Below are 19787 nucleotides of genomic sequence, written 5' to 3'. Positions count from 1 at the left end.
TCCGATCGCCTCGCGTGCCTTGCGACCCATGTTTGCCAGTTGTGAGCGGTCATGACCGACATTCGTCACCTCGTGCGCCACGATGATGTGACTGCCGGCATCGACCGCGGCCTGGAGGTTGTAGCCGACCAGGCCCGTTCCCTTCCCAGCACTTGCCATCGCTCGTGCATCCGGGTCGGTCAGCGAGATCTGTCGGTCAGGCGCGTCCGCAACCATGCGCTCCATCTCTTGAAGCTCGCGCATCTGGCGGCGTAGCGCCGCGAGCCGTTCGCCAAGCCGTTTGGTGCGGACCTGCGCCACTACCTCCTCCTGCCGGTCGGCAGTGTCGAGAAGGCCCAGATAACGCTCAATGCTAGCCTCGACCTGCTCCATCCGCCGTCGGATTGCACCAGGCGTGAAGTTCCTGTCGCGCGTATTAACCGCCTTGAATCGGCTGCCGTCCACCGCCACGGCGCCGCCAGCGATCAGCCCCAGCTCGCGACACAACACCACAAACTGGTGGCAACTTGCCCGGATCGCCTCGCCACTGTCGCGCCGGAAGTCGGCTATCGTCTTGAAGTCGGGCGCCAGCTTGCCTGTCAGCCACATCAGCTCCAGATTGCGTCCGGCCTCGCGTTCAAGCCGCCGGCTCGACTGCACCTGGTTGAGATAGCCATAGAGGTAGAGCTTGAGCATCGTTGCCGGGTGGTACCCCGGACGGCCTGTCGCCGCCGCATCACCGAAGCCTAGCGTCGACAGATCCAGTTCGTCGACGAACACGTCGATCACTCGAACCTGGCTGTCCTCGGCAACGTAATCGTCAATGCAGTCCGGCAAAAGCTGAACCTCCCGCCGATCACAACCCTCGATGAAACGCCCCATCTCACGCCTCCCAAGCAGGCCCGAAACATAGCACATCAACGCGTTTTCACACAGCCTCCACCCTGAACCATCATTCCCGCGAAAGCCCCAGCGCCGGACGGCGTATGGTGCTTCGTGGTTGGATGGGCCTTCGCCTGCAGGAGTGCAGCGCGATGCCGGCGATGCGCACGTTCAGCCCCGGCATGCCTCGGCCATCCGCCGCCCCGCCCTTGCCATCCTTGCCCTGCCTGCGCTAATGGCGGGGCACTCGCAAGGATCCGGTGCAATTCCGGATGGCTATTCCGGCCGCCGATCCGCCGGACAACATCACACATGCTTTGATCGTTCAGCGCCGTTGCGGCGTCATGTGCCTTGTTGTGGAATTTCCATGTCTGAAAATCTCGTTCGCTACCGCCAGCAGTGGTTTGGCGATTTCGCTTTCGTGCGCCGCGAAGTGCTGGCCGGCATCGTCGTTGCGCTGGCTTTGATCCCGGAGGCGATCGGCTTTTCGATCATCGCCGGGGTGGACCCGCGCGTCGGCCTCTATGCGTCCGTTGCCATCGCCATCGTCATTTCGCTGATCGGCGGGCGCTCGGCGATGATCTCTGCGGCCACCGCGTCGGTTGCGGTGCTGGTCGGGCCGCTGGTGCGCGACCACGGCGTCGAATACCTGTTCGCGGCGACCATCCTGATGGGCGTGGTGCAGGCGATCGCGGGGCTTTTGCGGCTGGACCTGCTGATGCAGTTCGTCTCGCGCTCGGTCATCACCGGCTTCGTCAACGCGCTGGCGATCCTGATCTTCATGGCGCAGCTGCCGCAGCTGACCGACGTCGGCTGGCAGACGTATGCCATGGTCGCGGGCGGGCTGGCGATCATCTACCTGTTCCCCCGCGTGACAAAGGCGGTGCCATCGCCGCTGGTGGCGATCCTGGTGCTGACCGCCATCGCCATAGGCCTTGGCGTGCCCGTCCACACCGTGGCGGACATGGGCAGGCTGCCCGAAGGCCTGCCCAGCTTTGCCCTGCCGCACGTCCCGCTGACGTGGGAGACGCTGCGGATCATTACGCCCTATGCGCTGACGATGGCCGCGGTGGGCCTGCTCGAATCGATGCTGACGGCGCAGATCGTCGATGACATGACCGATACCGACAGCGACAAGCGCGCCGAATGCATCGGGCAGGGCGGGGCCAACGTCGTCGCGGCGGTATTGGGCGGCATGGGCGGCTGCGCGATGATCGGCCAGTCGGTGATCAACGTGACGTCGGGCGGACGCGGGCGGCTGTCCACGTTCGTGGCGGGCGCGTTCCTGCTGTTCCTGCTGGCGGTGCTGGGTCCGTGGGTGGGCCGGGTGCCGATGCCCGCGCTGGTGGCGGTCATGGTGATGGTGTCCATCGGCACTTTCAGCTGGGCCTCCATCGCCAACCTGCGCCGCCATCCGCCGACATCCTCGGTGGTGATGCTGGTCACGGTGGCGGTGGTTGTCGCCACGCGCGACCTGTCGCTGGGCGTGGCGGCGGGGGTGTTGCTGTCGGGCCTGTTCTTCGCGGGCAAGGTGCAGCGCATGTTCGCGGTGGAGCGCAGCGAGGATGACGGCATCGCCACCTACCGCGTGTCGGGGCAGATCTTCTTTGCCTCGGTCGACCGCTTCACCCGCGCCTTCGGGGCGGAAGGCGGCGCCGGCCATGTCTTGATCGACGTGTCGGCGGCGCACTTCTGGGACATTTCCGGAGTGGGCGCGCTCGACAAGATCGTCGCCCGGCTACAGCGCGATGGCCGCAGCGTGGAGGTGGTCGGCTACAACCGCGCCAGTGCGGACATCGTCGACCGCTTCGCCCTGCACGACAAGACCGGGTTCGAAACGGGCGCGGTGCCGCACTGATTAGGCCGGCCTTGCGTCAGGGCGTGGCGTAAAGCCTCGCCTCTTCCGCGCGGCGGTTCCTCAGGCCGGCCATCGGCTTACCATCGTTGTAGATCCACTTGGCGAATTCGGCGGCTGCGGCTGCGTGGTCGCCCGCCTTGTGCAGTCTGCCCAGCGTGGAACCGGCGATCTTGCCGGTGTTGTAGTGGAACGAGACGAGCGCATCGAACTGGTTCGGCGTGGTGGCCGCGCCGCCGAGGAACGCCGCCACTTCGCGGACGTATCGCACAACGTCGATGTCGAAGCGGGCGTCGCACTGCGCCTGCGTCCACACGACGCCCTGTTTCACCTCCGGCCCGGTCGATCCCCAGCCGATGGTCCAGGGCTTGCCATCGGCGCTGCCGGGGTCGGGATAGGCTGCGAAGGTGCCGTCGGCCAGCCGTCGCCCGCAGCCTTCCCATGTCTTGATCAGCTTGGCCCCGGCCATGCCCAGCGCGCGGCTGGTCGATGTCGGGGGCGGGGTTGCGACCGGTGCGGCGGGCGGATCGGCGATCACGGCGCCTTGCGTGCAGTCGATCGCATGGTCCAGCGCATTGACTTCGGCCTGGGTGAAGGCACGGCCCAGCAAGACGCGGACGGCATCGAAGATCGGCTTGCGGTTCATGGTCGTTTCCTGGCGATGTGATTCGCGCGGAAGTTAACCTATGTGGTACTTTGTAGGAAAGCGTGCAGGACGCGAAAGGGGCGCCCGGATTGCTCCGGACGCCCCCTCTCGGCGAACTTGCCGCCCTCTGTCCCGAAGGATCAGAGGCTGTAGTACATGTCGAACTCGACCGCCGACGGCGTGGTTTCCCAGCGCAGCACTTCGGGCCACTTGAGTTCGAGGTAAGCTTCGATCTGGTCTTCGGTGAACACGCCGCCTTCGAGAAGGAAGGCGTGGTCAGCCTGAAGCGCGTCCAGAGCTTCACGCAGCGAACCGCAGACGGTCGGCACTTCGGCCAGTTCGGCCGGGGGCAGATCGTACAGGTTCTTGTCCATCGCTTCGCCCGGATGGATCTTGTTCTTGATGCCGTCGAGGCCGGCCATCAGCAGCGAGGCGTAGCACAGGTACGGGTTGGCCATCGCGTCGGGGAAGCGGAATTCCACGCGCTTCGCCTTGGTGCCGGCACCGTAAGGAATGCGGCACGAGGCCGAACGGTTGCGTGCCGAGTAGGCGAGCAGCACCGGCGCTTCGTAACCCGGGACCAGGCGCTTGTAGCTGTTGGTGGTCGGGTTGGTGAAGGCGTTCAGGGCCTTGGCGTGCTTGATGACGCCGCCGATGAAGTACAGGCAGGTGTCCGACAGACCGGCATAGCCGTTGCCCGCGAAGGTGTTCTGGCCTTCGTTCCAGATCGAGATATGCGTGTGCATGCCCGATCCGTTGTCCTTCATGATTGGCTTGGGCATGAACGTGGCGGTCTTGCCGTATGCCTGTGCGACCATCTGCACGACGTACTTGTAGATCTGCATGCGGTCGGCGGTGGTGACCAGCTTGCCGAAGGTCATGCCGAGTTCGTGCTGTGCAGCAGCAACTTCGTGGTGGTGCTTGTCGCAGGGCAGGCCCATTTCGAGCATGGTCGAAACCATCTCGGCGCGGATATCGACGCACGAATCGACCGGAGCGACCGGGAAGTAGCCGCCCTTGGCGCGCGGACGGTGACCGAGGTTGCCCACGTCATAGTCCTTGGCGGTGTTGGTCGGCAGTTCGATGTCGTCGATCTTGAAGCCGTTGCCGTCATAGCCGTCGTAGAACTTCACGTCGTCGAACATGAAGAATTCGGCTTCGGGGCCGACGAACACGGTGTCGCCGAAGCCGGCCGACTTCACGAACGATTCCGCGCGCTTGGCGGTCGAACGCGGGTCGCGGGCGTAGAGTTCGCCGGTCGAAGGCTCGACGATGTCGCAGAACAGGATCAGCATCGGCGTGGCCGAGAACGGATCGACATAGACCGCATCGAGGTCGGGCTTGAGGATCATGTCCGACTCGTTGATGGCCTTCCAGCCCTCGATCGAGGAACCGTCGAACATCAGGCCGTCTTCCAGCTCGTCCTCGCCCAGGACCGAAGCGACCATGGTCAGGTGCTGCCACTTGCCCTTGGGGTCCGTGAAGCGAAGATCGACCCACTCGATCTCCTCGTCCTTGATCTGCTTAAGGACGTCCTTTGCACTTGCCATTTTCTAGGTTCTCCAGCGTTACTCTGTTCGCTTGTCGCGAATGAAGATAGGGTTGGTCTTGTTGCGGGAATGCGACGGCCCCCACCGTCGCAGCCCGATCTGACTGATCTTTAGAGCGCGTCGTCGTCGCGTTCGCCGGTGCGGATGCGCACGGCCGTCTCGATCGGCACGACGAAGATCTTGCCGTCGCCGATGCGCCCGGTCTGCGCGGCGTCCGCGATGGCTTCGACCACGCGTTCGGCCAGCGCGTCGGGAACGACGACTTCGAGCTTCACCTTGGGCAGGAAGTCCACGACGTATTCGGCGCCGCGATACAGTTCGGTGTGACCCTTCTGTCGGCCAAAGCCCTTCGCTTCGGTGACGGTGATGCCGGAAACGCCGACTTCGTGCAGGGCTTCCTTCACTTCGTCGAGCTTGAACGGCTTGATGATGGCTTCGATCTTCTTCACGCCTGCCTGAACCCCTGCACTTGCACCCGGACTGTCTGGTTGAGGATACCGGTCCGGGAACCAGAGGCCTCGCGCGCGATTACTCATCAAGAATCGTGCCAATGCGGTCGGGCACCTGATAGGCGCACTGTGCGTCCGCGAAAAGACCGGAATTGCGCGATTTGCCCTGTCAGCAAACAATCTGTCGCATATCAGGCGCCGGGTTTGGGTAATGTTGTGTTCAATAAACGGGCAGGTGCTGCCTGAAAATTGTGCAGGACCGCTTGCGACGGGTAGGCAGGCTGCATCTTGTCTTTGCTGGTGCCACGGCGTCATTCGAAACCATCGCTCGCAAAGTTAAGCACCCTGGGGCGGCGTATGCTGCCCCAGGGTGCTTCGATTTGCTCACGATGTCGGATTGCGGACGCTTAAACCCGCAGCCCTGCAGTCTCTTCCAAACCGGCCAGGATGTTGAGGTTCTGCACCGCAGCCCCGCTGGCGCCCTTGCCCAGGTTGTCGAGGATCGCAACGAGGCGCGCCTGCGAACCGTCCCTTGCACCCAGCACGCGCAGGGTCAGGGTGTCGACCGGTTCCATCGAGGCGCGCAGCAGCAGTTCGTCGGGCTGGTCGTCCTCTACCCTGACGATGGCGTTGCCGGCATAGAACCCGGCCAGCGCGTCGCGCAGCGCGTCGGGTGAACCAGCGTTCTGCATCATCGACAGGTGCAGCGGCACTTCCACCAGCATCCCGCGATGAGCGGGCACCACGGCGGGGGCGAAGATCGGATCGTGGCTGATGCCGGTCTGCGCCTTCATCTCCGGCACATGCTTGTGGCCAAGCGCCAGGCCATAGGCGCGGAAGGCGATGTCGGCATCGTCCTCAAACCGGGCGATCAGCGCCTTTCCGCCGCCCGAATAGCCCGAGACGGCATGGCAAACGTAGGGCCAGTCGGCAGGCAGCAGCCCGGCGCGCACCAGCGGCGCGACAAGGCCGATGAAGCCGGTGGGGTAGCAGCCCGGATTGCTGATGAGGCGGGCCTGCGCGATCGTGTCGCGCCCGACGATCTCGGGGAAGCCGTAAGTCCAGCCCGCAGCCACGCGATGCGCGGAAGACGCATCGATCACGCGGGTGCGATCGTTGGCGATCATGCCGACGGCGGCCTTGGCGGCATCGTCAGGCAGGCACAGGATGACGACGTCCGCGTCGTTCAGCGCTTCTGCGCGGGCGGCATCGTCCTTGCGCCGGTCTTCACCCAGCGTGATCAGCGAAAATTCGCTGCGGCCTGCAAGCCGGTCGGCGATTTCGAGGCCGGTGGTGCCTGCTGCACCGTCGATGAAGACGCTGGTGGTCATTCCGTTTACTGGTCCGCCGTTTCGAGATCGGAGAGGGCGACGTAGCCCACCACGCCGTCTTCGCCAAGCTGTCCCCAGGACCAGCCGCCGGCGACATCGAGCACGTTGAAGATTTCGCCTGCGGGCAGGTCTGCGATCACATCGGCCTCGGCGCGGCCGAACACGCGCAGGGCGGCGCCCGGCTTCAGCGTGCGCGGCATCGGCACGGCGTAATGCGGCACGAAGTAGCGGCCCGCCAGCTTGATGTGGGCCAGATCGCCACGCACGGGCAGGCAACCGGGATCGGCGCTCACGCTGGGGCCGGTCATGGCCAGCATTTCATGGGCGGGTGTGCCGTCCGTGATGTCAGTGCGCGTATACGAATCCACAGATGCCAACGCGGGTGCGTCTCCAAAGCCAAAGATGCGCGCGCCTAGCCGAGACACGCGCTTCTTTCAAGCATAGCGCGCCTTGAGCATGTGCCACGCGGCGCGCAGGCCCAGCGCTTCGCCGCCCTTGGGACGGCCCGGCTTGGCAGTGGGGCGCCAGGCGAACGTGTCGAAGTGCGCCCAGTCGGTCCCTTTCGGAACGAAGCGGTCGAGGAACAGCGCCGCGGTGCTGGCGCCCGCGAAGCCGCTGGATCCGGCGTTGTTGATGTCGGCGACGTCGGACTTGAGGTATTCGCGGTAGCCATCGTGCAGCGGCAGGCGCCAGCACGGGTCGTCCACCGCCTTGCCCGCCGCCAGCAGCGCATCGGCGGTGGCATCCTCCCGGGTGAAGAGGGCGGGCAGGTCCGGGCCCACGGCCACGCGGGCGGCGCCGGTCAGGGTGGCGAAGTCGATGATGAATTCAGGCGCGTCCTCTCCGGCGCGGGTGAGCGCGTCGCCCAGGATCAGGCGGCCCTCGGCGTCGGTGTTGCCGATCTCCACGGTGATCCCGGCGCGGCTGCGCAGCACGTCGCCGGGGCGGAAGGCATTGCCGGAGATCGCGTTTTCCACTGCCGGAACCAGCACGTGCAGGCGCACCGGCAACTGTGCGCTCATAATCAGGCGGGCTAGGGCGAGGGCGTGCGCCGCGCCGCCCATGTCCTTCTTCATCAGCAGCATCCCGGCACCCGGCTTGATGTCCAGCCCACCCGAATCGAAGCACACACCCTTGCCGACGACGGCGATGCGCGGGTGCTTCGGATCGCCCCATTCCAGTTCGATCAGGCGCGGCGCATGGCTGCGGCCCGCCGCGCGACCCACCGCGTGGACCATGGGAAAGTCCCGCTCCAGCACGTCGCCGCGCGTTACGCGGATTTCGGCGCGGAAGGCTTTGTGCAGCGCTTCGGCCTCCGCCTCAAGCTGGGCGGGGCCCATGTCTTCGGCAGGGGTGTTGACCAGATCGCGCACCAGCATGACCGCCTCGGCCTCTGCGGTGATCGCGTCGATCTGCGCAGGCTCGGCGGTCAGCAGGACGCGCGGACCTTCTTCGTCGGCGTCGGCCTTGTAGCGGTCGAAGGCGTACTGCCCCAGGATCCAGCCGAACGCGGCGGCGCCCGGCTCCGCGCCGACGCGGCGATAGGTTCCAGCGGGCAGCTTTTCCGCCAGTTTGGCGAGGCACCACGGTGAAAGCGTGCCTGCATCGGCCACGCCGGCCACCACCTGCCAGCCGTCCTCGTCGGGCAGGATCACGTATTCGCCGGCGCTGCCGTCGAACCGTGCGGCGTCCAGCAGGGCGCGCTGGGGAACGCCAATGCCCTTCACGAATTTCTCCAGTCCATCCTTGTCGACGAGGTGGATGGAGACGGCCTTCTGGCCACGGTCGGGCTGGATCAATGCGGTCTTGTCGCTCATGACCCGATTCTCTAGCCTCCTCCCCGGCCCGAGTGCGAGAGGAAATTTGATGCGATACGGTGCGATGGTTTCGGTTCTGGCGCTGCTGGCGGCGGCCTGCGACGGATCGGGCGGCGCGCCGACGCCCCCGGCATCGTCCGCCGCGCCCGATGGCGATGCGGTTTCACTGGCCTCCACCGAAGCGCCCCCGCCCGCGCCGCCGGTGGAGGGACGCAGCGAAAAGGAAGAGAAGAAGGGCGATTACAGCTTCGCCTATTCCTATCCGCCAGAGGCGGCGGCGATCCCGGGGCTGAAGGCGATCCTCGATCACGAACTGGATACCGACCGGGAAAACCTCATCTCCTCGGCCCGCACCGGCAAGCAGGAAGCGGCCAAGGACGGCTATCCCTACCACGGGTTCGAGCGCGAGACCGAGTGGAAGGTGGTGACCGACATGCCGGGCTGGCTTTCGCTTTCGTCGTCGCATTACGAATATTCGGGCGGGGCACACGGCATGACGGTGTCCGATTCGCTGCTGTGGGATCGCGGCGCGGCGACTTCGCGCAAGCCCATGGACCTGTTCACCAGCCAGGAGGCCCTGCGCGCCGCAGTCCGCAACGACTTCTGCGACGCGCTCGACAAGGAACGCGCGAAGAAGCGCGGCGAGCCGGTGCGCCGCGACAGCAGCGACATGTTCTCCGAATGCATCGACCCCGCCGCGCAGACGCTGATCCTGGGTTCCACCAACAAGCGCACCTTCGACCGCATCGGCTTCCTCGTCGCCCCCTATGAGGCCGGGCCCTATGCCGAGGGCAGCTACGAAGTGACGCTGCCGGTGACGGGCAAGGTGATGGCCGCGCTGAAGCCGCAGTACCGCAATGCGTTCTCGGTGAAGCCGTGATCCGGTCCAACCCTCCCTCGCAATTTTGCACCGGATGCGCTATCTGGGCTCCATGACCGAATACCAGATCGTAGAGCCCGGCCAGGAAGCGCTGCTGCGCGACGGCACCATCAAGCTGCACGGCCCCGACGGCTTCGAAGGGATGCGCCGCGCCGGCGCGCTCGCCGCTCGCATCCTCGACGAGATCGCGCCGATGGTGCAGCCCGGCGTCACGACCGCCGCCATCGACGACCGCGTGCGCGAACTGACGCTGGCGGGCGGCGCCGTGCCGGCGACGCTGGGCTATCGCGGCTATGCGCATTCGTGCTGCATCTCGATCAACCACGTCGTGTGCCACGGCATCCCGTCCGAAAAGACGCTGAAGGACGGCGACATCGTCAACATCGACGTGACCCCGCTACTGGACGGCTGGCATGGCGACACCAGCCGCATGTATCTGGTCGGCGATGTGCCGCTGAAGGCGCGGCGGCTGGTCGACGTGACGTATGAGTGCCTGATGATCGGCATCGAGCAGGCGAAGCCCGGTAACCGCGTGGGCGATATCGGCGCGGCGATCCAGGCCTATGCGGAATCGAACCGCTATGGCGTGGTGCGCGAATTTTGCGGCCATGGCCTTGGCCGCCTGTTCCACGACGCGCCCGAAGTGGTCCACGCGGGCCGCGCGGGCACCGGCCCCGAACTGCGCCCCGGCATGTTCATGACGATCGAGCCGATGATCAACCTCGGCAAGCCGCCGGTGAAGATGCTGTCCGACGGGTGGACGGCGGTGACACGCGACAAGTCGCTGTCGGCGCAGTTCGAACATTCCATCGGCATCACCGAGGACGGGTGCGAGATCTTCACGCTTAGCCCCGGCGGGCTGCACAAGCCGCCTTACGCCTGAACGGGGGACATCCTTTCTCCCCTGCGTTGCCGCCATCGAAAAGGGCGCCGAAGTTTCCTCCGGCGCCCTTTTTCGTTTTGCGCTGAACGGCTGGGTCAGAACTTGTAGTTGGCGCTGACCATGAAGCTGCGCGGTTCGCCGTAGCGGTACTGGCTGAAGTTGCCGACCTGGCTGTAGTATTTCTTGTCCAGCAGGTTCTCGATATTGCCCTGGACCTCGAACTGCTCGGTCACGGCCAGGCGCGCCATCAGGTTGACGAGAGCAAAGCCGTTCTGGCGCAGTGCGAAGGGGCTGCCGTTGACGATCCCGTAAGCGCTGCTGCGGTAGTTGACGCCGCCGCCGAAGGTGAAGCCGTTGAGCACGCCCTGCACCGTGTAGGTGGAGAAGACTTTTAGCAGGCGGCGCGGCTGGTCGGTGTTGACGTTGAGGCCGTTGGCGTCGCGGACCTTGAACTGGCTGTAGCCCGCGTTGATGTTCCAGCCTTCCAGCGGCTCACCGGTGGCCTCGATCTCGAAGCCCTTGCTGACGGCGCCCTTTGCTGCCCGATAGGGCTGGAACGGCAGGCCGCCGACGCCGGGAGCCGGGATCTGCGGGCCGTCGATCTGGCCCAGATTGTCCTGCTCGATGCGGAACAGCGCGACCGAGGTTTGCAGCGCTTCGTTGAAGAAGTTGCTCTTCAGGCCGACTTCGTAGGACTTTCCGGTGACCGGATCGAGCTGATTGTAGTTGCGGTCGCGCAGGTTCTGCGGCTGGTAGATCGTGGTATAGCTGGCATAGATGCGGTGGTTCGGCGTGATGTCCACCAGCGCGCCGGCATAGGGGATGAAGACGTTCTTGTCGCCATAGGTGGTGGCGGTGCCATAGGCGACGCCGTTGCGCTTCCACGTCGCCAGACGGCCGCCGCCGATGACCTTCAGCCAGTCGGTCACGTTGACCCGCAGGGCGCCGTAATAGCCGATCTGCTTGATGCGCTCCTGCTCCACCCGCAGGCCGGTTTCGAGGAAGCCGGGGTTGGGATAGGAGTTCTCGTTCCAGTTGTTGAAATCACTCGCCGCCGGGAAGTTGTACGAGCAGATCGGCACGCCGTTCAGCGGGCAGAAGCTGTCGGTGTGGCGGTTGAGCGTGCTGTTCAGGTAGCCCAGAACCAGATCGTGGTCGCGCCCGAACACGGTCAGCTTGCCCTTCAACTGCGCGTCGTAGCTGTTCTGGATGCTGACGCCGTATGCCGAATAGGGGTTGCTGAACAGGCCAAGGCCGGTTTCGCGGTCCACCTGGCCGGACAGGTACAGGATTTCAGTGAACTGGGTGTTGCGCTGGCGGTTGTAGTTGCCCTGAATGCTCCACCCGTTGCCGAAATCATGGCGCAGCGAAGTGAAGAAGTTCTGGTTGATCGTCTTCCACGTTGTCCAGGGTTGCGCGGTCGTCTTGGACCGGCGCCAGTTGGCGATGGTGCCGTCGCTGTAGAAGGTGGGCAGGCTGCCCCAGAACACGCCATGCGGGTCGTTGCGCTGGTGGCTGAAGCCGACGCGCAGCAGCGTGTCGGGCGTGATGTCCGCTTCCAGCGTGCCGTAAAGGACCAGCTTCTTGTTCTTGTAGTAGTCGGTGAAGGCCTCGCCTTCCTCATACCGCGCCACGCCGCGCACGCGCAGGCGACCGTCGGAAGTGACCGCGCCGCCGACATCGCCGGAAAGACGCCAGGTGTTCCAGCTGCCGTAGCCTGCATTGACGTAGCCGCTCCAGTCGGTGCGGTCCGCATGCTTGCGCACGAGGTTGATCGAGGCGGAAGGATCGCCCACGCCGCTCAGCAGGCCGGTGGCGCCGCGCACGATCTCGACGCGCTCGTAGATCGAAAGGTCGGCCAGCGTCTCGCCGCGATCGCCGCCCAGCGCCCATGCGGTCGGCACGCCATCGATCTGCGTGTTCTGGATTTCAAAGCCACGCGCGAAGAAGGAATTGCGCACATCGTCCGTTTCGTTGACGGCGACGCCGATGCCGTTCTCGATCACGTCCTTCACGCTGATGAGGTTCTGGTCGAGGATACGCTGGGCAGTGATGATGCTGACCGACTGCGGGGTTTCCTGAACCGACAGGCCAAGGCCGGTCGCGGTGTCGATCTTGTCGGCGATGGTGTATGCGCCGGTGACGATGATCTGGTCGTCATCGCGCGCTTCGCCTGCGGTCTGGGCCATTGCCGGGGCAGCGGCGAACATACCTGCGCAGCCCAGCATGAGCGCGAACTTGAACTTCATAACGGTCCCCTGAATGACTTTTCGGCAATCGATCCAGCGGGCCGCTAGTGGGAATGCGGATCATTCGCAATACTGATTATTGAGAATAATTCGCATTCTTCTTCAGAGTGTGCAGGAATGTCACAGGGGATCGCGCCGAGGGGTACGGCCCCGGTTTGCGGCCAATGACTGCGGTATTTGGAAACTCCGCAGCAGCGTCAGAAGGAGACGACGGCCTCGCCCACGGCATTCCACACTTCATCCAGCTGGTCGTCGGTGATGCAATAGGGCGGCATCACGTAGACGGTATTGCCCAGCGGGCGCAGCAGCACGTCGCGGCTGCGGAAGAAGGCCATCAGTTCGGGCGCAAGGCTGTCCATGTAGCCGCCGCCGCCCATCGTGCGCATGTCGATGGCGGCGATGGTGCCCAGTGCGCGCGGGTTGTCGAAGTGGCAGAAGCGGCCCAGTTTCTCCAGCCAGGCCGACTGGCGCCGGGCAAGATCGTCTATGCAGGCGCGCACCGGCTCTTCGGCCCAGATCGCAAGGTTGGCGGCCGCCGCCGCGCAGGCCAGCGGGTTGGCGGTGTAGCTGGACGAATGGAAGAACATCCGCGCCCGGTCGGTGGACCAGTGCGCGGCGAAGATCGGCTCCGTCGCCAGCGTCACCGCCAGGGGCAGCGATCCGCCGGTAAGGCCCTTTGACAGGCACAGGATGTCAGGCACCACGTCCGCCTGTTCGCAGGCCAGCAGGGTGCCGGTGCGGCCCCAGCCGGTCATCACTTCGTCGGCGATGAACAGGACGCCGTAACGGGTGCAGATCTCCCGCATGGCGCGCAGGGTGTCGGGGCCGTAGATCAGCATCCCGCCCGATCCCAGGATCAGCGGTTCCAGGATCAGCGCGGCGATGTCGCCTTCGCGGCACAGCCCCTCAAGCGCGTCGAGCGTGGCCTGCTCGGCTCCGGCGGCGGGGTAGGGGATGCGGCCCACGTCGAACAGCAGCGGGGCGTAGGGCTGGTTGAACACGCCCCGTTCGCCCACCGACATGGCGCCGATGGTGTCGCCGTGGTACGAATGCTCCATCACCACGATGCGGTGGCGCGGCTCGTTTCGCGCATGCCAGTAGCCGAGCGCCATCTTCAGCGCGACCTCGACGCTGGTGGAACCGGAATCGGAGAAGAACACCCGCGTCAGTTCAGGCGGCATGATCGCCGTCAGCCCGGCGGCGACCCGTTCGGCAGGCTCGTGCGTCCAGCCCGCGAAGATCAGCTGGTCCAGCTTACCTGCCTGCTCGGCGATGGCGGCCATGATGCGCGGATGGCAGTGGCCGTGCGTGGTCACCCACCACGACGAGATCGCATCGATCACCGTGCGCCCGTCCCCGGTGTGCAGCAGCGCGCCTTCGGCATGCGTGACGAGCGGGATCGGCTCGCCCAGGCCGTGCTGGGTGAAGGGGTGCCAGATGGGCGATGCGGCCGGCGGCAGGGTCACGCGAAATCCTCCACGCGGAAATTGGCGGCAAAGGCGGCCGCTAGCGTCTGCGGCGTCAACGGGTCAAGCCGGGGCAGGCGGCCCAGACGCCGCACGTTACCCATGGCGCATATCGTCGCTTCGCTGTCCTCCACCGCATCGCCCACGAAGGCGACGCCCACAAGGTCCACCCCGCGCGCGCGCAGGGCCTCTATCGACAGCAGCGAATGGTTGATCGTACCCAGCGAAGTGCGCGCCACCAGCACCGCCGGGGCGCCCCAGCGGGCGAACTGGTCGGCATAGGTTTCCGTGCGCGATATGGGTACGAGCGCGCCGCCTGCCCCTTCGACCACCAGCGGGCCGTCGACCACCGGCAGCGCAAGCCGCGCCGGATCGATGGCGACACCGTCGATCTCGGCAGCGAGGTGGGGGGAGCAGGGGGTGGCCAGACTGTACGCCTCTGCCAGCACCTTGTTGTCGGGCAGCCCGCCGAGATGTGCGACGCGCTGCGCGTCGGGCCCTTCCTCCTCGATCCCCGCCTGCACCGGCTTCCAGTAATGCGCGCCCAGCGCGCCTGCCAGCCCGGCGGCGAACACGGTCTTGCCGATGCCGGTGTCGGTGCCGGTGACGATGATAGTGCGCTGGCTCATGACGGACTCACGTAAGGAAAGGTCGGGGCACGGCGCAAGTGGCAGGTCACCACCTCGTAGGTGACTTCGCATCCGCTTTGGGCGAACCGGGCCATCACCGCGCGCAGACGGGCCGGGGAAAGGGGGCGGTGATCGGGTGCCGAAGTGCCCGCGCCGATGGCCTTGACCGCGCGCAGGAAGCTGCGCGGATCGGCGTGCCGCTCGATCATGTCCTCGACGATCAGCGTCTCGGGAGAGAGCGTCTCGAACGCCTCCACCGGGGTGAAGTGCGGGGTGCCGGGGACCACGCCCTCGGCCTCGTGCGCGGCGCGCCACTGGCCGAAGCTGCGCGGTCCCAGCGTGGTGACGGCCAAATGGCCACCCGGCGCCAGCCACTGCGCCAGCCGCGCGAGGGCGGCGGGCGTATCGTCGAACCACTGCACCGCAAGGCTGGAACAGATGAGGTCGAACGGCGCGCCGAAAGGCGCGCCGTGCTCTCCATCAAGGGTAGTGAAGCGCAGGGATCGGCTGTCGTCTGCGGGGGGCAGCGCGGCCCGGCAGCGATCCACCATTTCGGGCGCAATGTCGGTGACGAGCCAGTCGCCGCCGATGCCCTGCGCCATCAGCGCCGTGGTGAGAAAGCCGGTGCCGCAGCCGATCTCCAGCACGCGCGGGGCGGGCGGCAGGTCCAGCGCGGCGATGCGCGCGGCCAGATTGCCTGCGACCTCGCGCTGGATACGCGCATTCCCGGCATAGTCCGGCGCAGCGGCGAAGGCGCTGCGGATGCGGGTGCGCTGGTTCACGGCGCGAGCATCCCGCGAATGGCGGCGGCGCACAGGTCGGGCGCCTCAAGCGGCAGCAGGTGCCCGCCTGCGGCATGGTCCATGCGGCGCACTCCGGCTCCGGCGAAAGTGGCGGCGCGCATCTCGGGCGGCAGCAGCGGGTCGGCACCGCCGTGGATGGCCAGCACCGGCACATCCGGCAGCGGCGGGGCAGCATCGCGCAGGCGCAGAAGGTCTGCGGCGAGCGGTTCCGGGGCGATCTGCGGGAAATCCGACGCGGCCCCGCAGGTCCGGCGAAAGTCCGTCAGGACGCCGCGCGGGTCCGTTTCGAACTTGCGCAGCATCCGGTCAAGCACGCGCACGGGTACTCCGGCACGGCCGGGCACGGCGGTGAACCGCTCGAACCCGTTGATCGCGACGATCCCGGCAAGCCCCGGCGGCGGCGCGGCCAGCAGGCGCATCGTTCCGAACGAATGCGTGACGGCAATGCACGGCCCGTCCACCCTTGGTCGATGCGGCGCGCCGAAATAGCCGCGATCGTCGATCAGGTGCAGCCATTCGGGCAGCAGCGCGGCCAGCGGAGTCCAGAAATGGCGGTCGAAGCCCCAGCCGTGGGCGAACAGCAGCTTCACCGATGCGCCTCTATCGCGGCCAGCAGCGTGTCGATGTCTTCATGCGAATGGCCTGCGCGCAGGGCCAGCCGCAGGCGGCTGGTGCCCGGCGGCACCGTCGGCGGGCGGATTGCCGAGGCGAGGAAGCCCGCCTCCTCCAGCCGGGCGGAAAGGGCCATCGCCGCGTCCTCCGCCCCGATCATCGCCGGGACAATCTGGGTGGACGATGCGCCATGGTCCAGCCCCATTCCGCCAAGGCCGCTGCGCAGATGTTCGCCCAGCGCGGCCAGATGCGCGCGCTCTGCATCCATGCCCGGCAGCAGGTCCAGCGCCGCATCGACCGCGCCCAGCACGGCGGGCGGCGGGGCGGTGGTGAAGATGAAGCCGCTGGCGGCGTTGACCAGATAGTCGATCAGCACCCGCGACCCGGCAACGTAGGCGCCGAACCCGCCCAGCGCCTTGCTGAAGGTGCCCATCACCAGATCGACCTTGCCGGGCACCAGCGCCGACAGGCCGCGTCCTTGCGGGCCTAGGACACCGGTGGCGTGCGCCTCGTCCACGAACAGCGCGGCGTCGTGGCGCTCGGCGATTGCGGCAAGGCGGTGCATGTCCGCGCGGTCGCCGTCCATGGAAAACACGCTTTCGGTCAGGATCAGGCGGGCGGGGGCGTCGGCACCCTTGTCTGCCAGCAGCGCCTCAAGGTGGTCGAGGTCGTTGTGGCGGAAGCGGTGCTGGCGCACGCCGGCCATCGCCACGCCCGCGTGCATGCTGGCGTGGATCAGGCGGTCGGTGAACACTGCAGTGCCGGGAATCGCCGCCAGCAGCGCCGGGATCACCGCCGCGTTCGCCTGCCATCCGCTGGCGAAGATCAGCGCGGCTTCGCAATGCTTGAACGCGGCGATCCGCGCCTCCAGGGCCAGATGGGCCGCGCTCGTTCCTGTCACCAGCCGCGATGCGCCAGACCCCGCGCCGTCGCGCGCCGCCCACTGCGCGGACCGCTCCGCCAGCAGCGGATGGCGCACCAGACCGAGGTAGTCGTTGCTGGAAAAATCGATCATCGTGCGCCCGGCGCGCTCTATCCGCCCACCCGGCAGCAGGGTGGTGGCGCGCAAAGTCCGGCGCTGCCCGGCGCGCGTCACGCGCTCCAGCGCGGCCGCGAGGTGTGAATCGAGCCTGCTCATCGCCTGCCCGGTATGGCAAGGCGAGCCCCGGCACAATGGCCGCTTTGACCGGGGGAGAGCGTGAACCTTCGCTCGACCCGCGCCTGCCTGCGCGATAAAGGCACTGCCCATGGACCTCGAAATCGACATCGAAGAACCCTGGGACGCCGCAACCGACTGGGCGGATCTCGCTGAGGCCGCACTCGAAGCGCTGGTGACGGTGGCGCCGGAGCTGGACAATCCGCGCCTTGTCACCAGCCTGCTGTTCACCAGCGACGCCGAAGTTCATGTGCTGAACCGCGAATGGCGGGCCAAGGACAAGCCCACCAACGTGCTGTCCTTCCCGATGCTGGAACGCGAAGCGCTGCTCGATCTGGAGGCAGACGGCCCGCCCGAAATGCTGGGCGACCTGGCGCTGGCGTGCGAAACCTGCACCCGCGAAGCCGCCGAGAAGGGCATTGCGGTGGAGCATCACGCCACGCACCTGATCGTTCACGGCCTGCTCCATCTGGCGGGCCACGATCACGAGATTTCGGACGAGGATGCCGAGGCGATGGAAGCGCTCGAAACAAAGGCACTTGCAGTTTTAGGCATTCCCGACCCATATGGGGACCGCACTGAGGCAACAGGGATTTAACCGCACGATGGCCGACAATGGCCGCCACGCCGACTCCGCTTCCGGAGAAGGGGACAGTACCAACACGCTTTGGCGTGCTTTCAAGCGGCTTTTCCACGCAGAGGGCGACCAGTCCCTGCGGGCGCAGCTTGAGGAAGTCATCAACGAGCACGAAGGCGATGCTGGCGATGCCCTGACTGGCGATCTTTCGCCGATCGAGCGGCAGATGCTGCGCAATCTCCTGCATTTCAGCGAACACGATGCCGACGACGTCGCCATTCCGCGCAGCGAGATCGTGGCGATTCCCGCCTCTGCCAGCTGGGCCGAAGTGGTGGAGGCCTTTGCCGAGCATGGCCACAGCCGCATGCCGGTCTACGGAGAGACGCTGGACGCGATAAAGGGCATGATCCACATCAAGGACGTGTTCCCGCTGCTGGCCCGCGCCGCGCCGCCGCCGGAGGACTGGACCACGCTGATGCGCCAGCCGCTTTACGTGCCGCAATCGCGCGGCGCGCTGGACGTTCTGGCCGACATGCGGGCGCAGCGCACGCATCTGGCGGTCGTGATCGACGAGTATACCGGAACCGACGGCATCATCACCATCGAGGATCTGGTCGAGGAGATCGTCGGCTCGATCGAGGACGAGCACGATGATGCGCCGGAGGAATTGCTGGTTGCAATCGATGCAGGTATGTGGGACGCGGACGCCCGAGCGGAACTTGACGATGTGGCGGAGCGGATCGACCCGCGCCTCGCCGAAGTCGAGGAATCGGTTGATACTCTCGGCGGCCTTGCGTTCGTGCTGGCCGGACAGGTGCCCGAAGTGGGCGCGGTCCTGGACCACGAAAGCGGCTGGAAGATCGAGGTCACGGACGGGGATGAGCGGCGCGTGACGCGCCTGCGCCTTCACCCGCCGGTGGAAGAGTTGGAGAGCGAGTCCGAATAACCCCTGCCGCCGGATGTTCCGGCGGTGGCCCTAACCGAGTGAAAAGACCGCAAAAGTGCCTGTACGTCGTCTCCCTCCCCTGCGCGCGCTCGAAGCTTTCGTGCGCGTGGTGCGCCTCGGTTCCGCCAAGGCGGCAGCCAACGAGCTTGCGCTCAGCCCCTCGGCGCTGTCGCGCCGCGTCGCCGCGCTGGAGGACTTCACCGGCAAGCGGCTGTTCACGCGCCAGCATCAGGCGATGAAGCTGACCGACGAAGGGCAGGCGTTCTACACCGCCATCGCCCCCAAGCTGGAAGAACTGGCCGAAGCGGTCGAGGCGCAGATCGATCGCGGGCAGGTGCTGCGCCTGCATCTGGGCGTGCCCTCGCTGTTCGGCGGCCAGCGGCTGTTCCCGCGCCTGCCCGAACTGCGCAAGCTGCACCCGCGCCTGCACATCGACATCGACACCGGCGCCCATCTGGAAGACCGCGTGGGCGACACGCTGGACGCCGCGATCATCCTGGCGAAGGAGCCGGACCCGCAATATTACCGGGTGCAGCTGGATCACAACAAGGTCTACGCGATCACGTCCAAGGCGCTGGCCGAGGAAATGGGCCCGGTCCCGGACGAAGCCAAGCTGTCGCGCCAGACCTTCCTGCTGCATCAGGATCTGCCCGACAGCCTGGATGCGTGGAAGAAGGCGATCGACCTGCCGGATCTGGAACCCGCCTCGCTCGACCGCTTCGACTCGGGCCAGCTGGTGCTCGAAGCGGCGGCGCAGGGGCTGGGCATCGCCATCATGCACGACGACCACTTCCGCCGCTCGCACGATCCGCGACTGGCGCGGGTCTACGACATCGACGTGGAAAGTCCGTATCGCTACTGGTTCGTCTGTCGCCCCAAGTCGCTGGAATCGCGCCCGGTGCGCATCTTCCACGAATGGCTTTTGCAGGCCGGGCTGTGATCGAGGCGCAGCCCCGGAATTGATCCGGGGCGTTTGTCTTCCGCAGCGCCTTTCATTGGGGCAAAGTGCTACCCCTCATCTCAACCGCGTCACCCTGAACTTGTTTCAGGGTCCATCGGGCGGTTGGTGCCGGTTGG

General features: G+C 66.3%; 19 protein-coding genes and 1 other annotated feature. Of the genes, 6 read left to right on the top strand and 13 right to left on the bottom strand.

Annotated features, from left to right (window positions below; genetic code table 11):
- On the bottom strand, positions 1 to 861 hold an 861-nt coding region (locus GGR40_RS18705; protein WP_429277762.1), incomplete at its 3' end, for a transposase.
- Between the two features lie 250 nt (positions 862 to 1111).
- Positions 1112 to 1167: a sequence feature (sul1 is cis-regulatory element that is thought to sense ions involved in sulfur or methionine metabolism; They are found in Alphaproteobacteria), on the top strand.
- 61 nt (positions 1168 to 1228) lie between these two features.
- Here GGR40_RS18705 and GGR40_RS18700 point away from each other — a divergent pair.
- Positions 1229 to 2719, top strand: coding sequence for a SulP family inorganic anion transporter (locus tag GGR40_RS18700; RefSeq protein WP_429277761.1), 1491 nt, complete (start codon positions 1229 to 1231; stop codon positions 2717 to 2719).
- A gap of 16 nt (positions 2720 to 2735) precedes the next feature.
- Here GGR40_RS18700 and GGR40_RS18695 read toward each other — a convergent pair whose 3' ends face one another.
- The 6 genes from GGR40_RS18695 to GGR40_RS18670 all read right to left on the bottom strand — a co-directional run bounded on the left by GGR40_RS18695 (position 2736) and on the right by GGR40_RS18670 (position 8509).
- Positions 2736 to 3362: a lysozyme gene (locus tag GGR40_RS18695; protein ID WP_429277760.1), complete on the bottom strand. Its 627-nt coding sequence runs from the start codon at positions 3360 to 3362 to the stop codon at positions 2736 to 2738.
- Between the two features lie 140 nt (positions 3363 to 3502).
- Entirely contained in the window at positions 3503 to 4912 is a 1410-nt protein-coding gene (gene glnA, locus GGR40_RS18690) for a type I glutamate--ammonia ligase (RefSeq protein WP_429277759.1), read from the bottom strand.
- Positions 4913 to 5022: 110 nt separating this feature from the next.
- Positions 5023 to 5361 carry a P-II family nitrogen regulator gene (locus GGR40_RS18685; RefSeq protein WP_021233466.1) on the bottom strand — a complete coding sequence of 113 codons (339 nt, stop codon included), beginning with the start codon at positions 5359 to 5361 and terminating at the stop codon, positions 5023 to 5025.
- Positions 5362 to 5768: 407 nt separating this feature from the next.
- Positions 5769 to 6692, bottom strand: coding sequence for an N-acetyl-gamma-glutamyl-phosphate reductase (gene argC, locus GGR40_RS18680; RefSeq protein WP_429277758.1), 924 nt, complete (start codon positions 6690 to 6692; stop codon positions 5769 to 5771).
- Positions 6693 to 6697: 5 nt separating this feature from the next.
- A complete protein-coding gene (locus GGR40_RS18675; RefSeq protein ID WP_429277757.1) occupies positions 6698 to 7060 on the bottom strand; it encodes an SH3 domain-containing protein in 363 nt (120 codons plus the stop codon).
- 66 nt (positions 7061 to 7126) lie between these two features.
- Positions 7127 to 8509, bottom strand: coding sequence for a leucyl aminopeptidase family protein (locus GGR40_RS18670; protein WP_429277756.1), 1383 nt, complete (start codon positions 8507 to 8509; stop codon positions 7127 to 7129).
- Positions 8510 to 8558: 49 nt separating this feature from the next.
- Between GGR40_RS18670 and GGR40_RS18665 the strand changes: the two genes are divergently transcribed.
- Positions 8559 to 9389, top strand: a complete 831-nt coding sequence (locus GGR40_RS18665; RefSeq protein WP_429277755.1) for a DUF4163 domain-containing protein — start codon at positions 8559 to 8561, stop codon at positions 9387 to 9389.
- 52 nt (positions 9390 to 9441) lie between these two features.
- Positions 9442 to 10272, top strand: a complete 831-nt coding sequence (gene map / locus GGR40_RS18660) for a type I methionyl aminopeptidase (RefSeq protein ID WP_429277754.1) — start codon at positions 9442 to 9444, stop codon at positions 10270 to 10272.
- 95 nt (positions 10273 to 10367) lie between these two features.
- Here map and GGR40_RS18655 read toward each other — a convergent pair whose 3' ends face one another.
- From GGR40_RS18655 to GGR40_RS18630, 6 genes are all read right to left on the bottom strand, one after another.
- Positions 10368 to 12521: a TonB-dependent siderophore receptor gene (locus GGR40_RS18655; protein WP_429277753.1), complete on the bottom strand. Its 2154-nt coding sequence runs from the start codon at positions 12519 to 12521 to the stop codon at positions 10368 to 10370.
- A gap of 197 nt (positions 12522 to 12718) precedes the next feature.
- Positions 12719 to 13987, bottom strand: a complete 1269-nt coding sequence (locus GGR40_RS18650; protein ID WP_429277752.1) for an adenosylmethionine--8-amino-7-oxononanoate transaminase — start codon at positions 13985 to 13987, stop codon at positions 12719 to 12721.
- Positions 13984 to 14616, bottom strand: coding sequence for a dethiobiotin synthase (gene bioD, locus GGR40_RS18645; protein ID WP_429277751.1), 633 nt, complete (start codon positions 14614 to 14616; stop codon positions 13984 to 13986). Before bioD ends, GGR40_RS18650 begins: the two co-directional genes overlap by 4 nt.
- Positions 14613 to 15398, bottom strand: coding sequence for a methyltransferase domain-containing protein (locus tag GGR40_RS18640; RefSeq protein ID WP_429277750.1), 786 nt, complete (start codon positions 15396 to 15398; stop codon positions 14613 to 14615). Before GGR40_RS18640 ends, bioD begins: the two co-directional genes overlap by 4 nt.
- Positions 15395 to 16009, bottom strand: coding sequence for an alpha/beta fold hydrolase (locus GGR40_RS18635; protein ID WP_429277749.1), 615 nt, complete (start codon positions 16007 to 16009; stop codon positions 15395 to 15397). Before GGR40_RS18635 ends, GGR40_RS18640 begins: the two co-directional genes overlap by 4 nt.
- On the bottom strand, positions 16006 to 17169 hold the full coding sequence (locus tag GGR40_RS18630) for an aminotransferase class I/II-fold pyridoxal phosphate-dependent enzyme (RefSeq protein ID WP_429277748.1): 1164 nt from the start codon (positions 17167 to 17169) through the stop codon (positions 16006 to 16008). The genes GGR40_RS18635 and GGR40_RS18630 overlap by 4 nt, the downstream gene beginning before the upstream one ends.
- Positions 17170 to 17278: 109 nt before the next feature.
- On the opposite strand from GGR40_RS18630, the gene ybeY reads away from it, so the two are divergent.
- The 3 genes from ybeY to GGR40_RS18615 are packed head-to-tail and all read left to right on the top strand — an operon-like array spanning position 17279 to position 19650.
- Positions 17279 to 17785 (top strand): rRNA maturation RNase YbeY, encoded by a 507-nt coding sequence (gene ybeY, locus GGR40_RS18625; RefSeq protein ID WP_429277747.1) that lies wholly within the window; start codon positions 17279 to 17281, stop codon positions 17783 to 17785.
- A 7-nt stretch (positions 17786 to 17792) separates the two neighbouring features.
- Positions 17793 to 18710 carry a hemolysin family protein gene (locus GGR40_RS18620; protein WP_429277746.1) on the top strand — a complete coding sequence of 306 codons (918 nt, stop codon included), beginning with the start codon at positions 17793 to 17795 and terminating at the stop codon, positions 18708 to 18710.
- A gap of 55 nt (positions 18711 to 18765) precedes the next feature.
- Entirely contained in the window at positions 18766 to 19650 is an 885-nt protein-coding gene (locus GGR40_RS18615; protein WP_429277745.1) for a LysR substrate-binding domain-containing protein, read from the top strand.
- Positions 19651 to 19787 lie beyond the last annotated feature (137 nt).

The organism is Novosphingobium gossypii, assembly GCF_050433305.1.
Lineage (GTDB): Bacteria > Pseudomonadota > Alphaproteobacteria > Sphingomonadales > Sphingomonadaceae > Novosphingobium > Novosphingobium gossypii.
This window is presented reverse-complemented; position numbering and strand designations above follow the sequence as displayed.

Bases quoted from the DNA above. Each gene is read 5' to 3' on its own strand.
- GGR40_RS18700 (WP_429277761.1), top strand. From the start codon at position 1,229: ATGTCTGAAAATCTCGTTCGCTACCGCCAGCAGTGGTTTGGCGATTTC.
- bioD (WP_429277751.1), bottom strand. From the start codon at position 14,616: ATGAGCCAGCGCACTATCATCGTCACCGGCACCGACACCGGCATCGGC.
- GGR40_RS18630 (WP_429277748.1), bottom strand. From the start codon at position 17,169: ATGAGCAGGCTCGATTCACACCTCGCGGCCGCGCTGGAGCGCGTGACG.
- GGR40_RS18665 (WP_429277755.1), top strand. From the start codon at position 8,559: ATGCGATACGGTGCGATGGTTTCGGTTCTGGCGCTGCTGGCGGCGGCC.
- glnA (WP_429277759.1), bottom strand. From the start codon at position 4,912: ATGGCAAGTGCAAAGGACGTCCTTAAGCAGATCAAGGACGAGGAGATC.
- map (WP_429277754.1), top strand. From the start codon at position 9,442: ATGACCGAATACCAGATCGTAGAGCCCGGCCAGGAAGCGCTGCTGCGC.
- GGR40_RS18695 (WP_429277760.1), bottom strand. From the start codon at position 3,362: ATGAACCGCAAGCCGATCTTCGATGCCGTCCGCGTCTTGCTGGGCCGT.
- GGR40_RS18655 (WP_429277753.1), bottom strand. From the start codon at position 12,521: ATGAAGTTCAAGTTCGCGCTCATGCTGGGCTGCGCAGGTATGTTCGCC.
- ybeY (WP_429277747.1), top strand. From the start codon at position 17,279: ATGGACCTCGAAATCGACATCGAAGAACCCTGGGACGCCGCAACCGAC.
- GGR40_RS18670 (WP_429277756.1), bottom strand. From the start codon at position 8,509: ATGAGCGACAAGACCGCATTGATCCAGCCCGACCGTGGCCAGAAGGCC.
- GGR40_RS18620 (WP_429277746.1), top strand. From the start codon at position 17,793: ATGGCCGACAATGGCCGCCACGCCGACTCCGCTTCCGGAGAAGGGGAC.
- argC (WP_429277758.1), bottom strand. From the start codon at position 6,692: ATGACCACCAGCGTCTTCATCGACGGTGCAGCAGGCACCACCGGCCTC.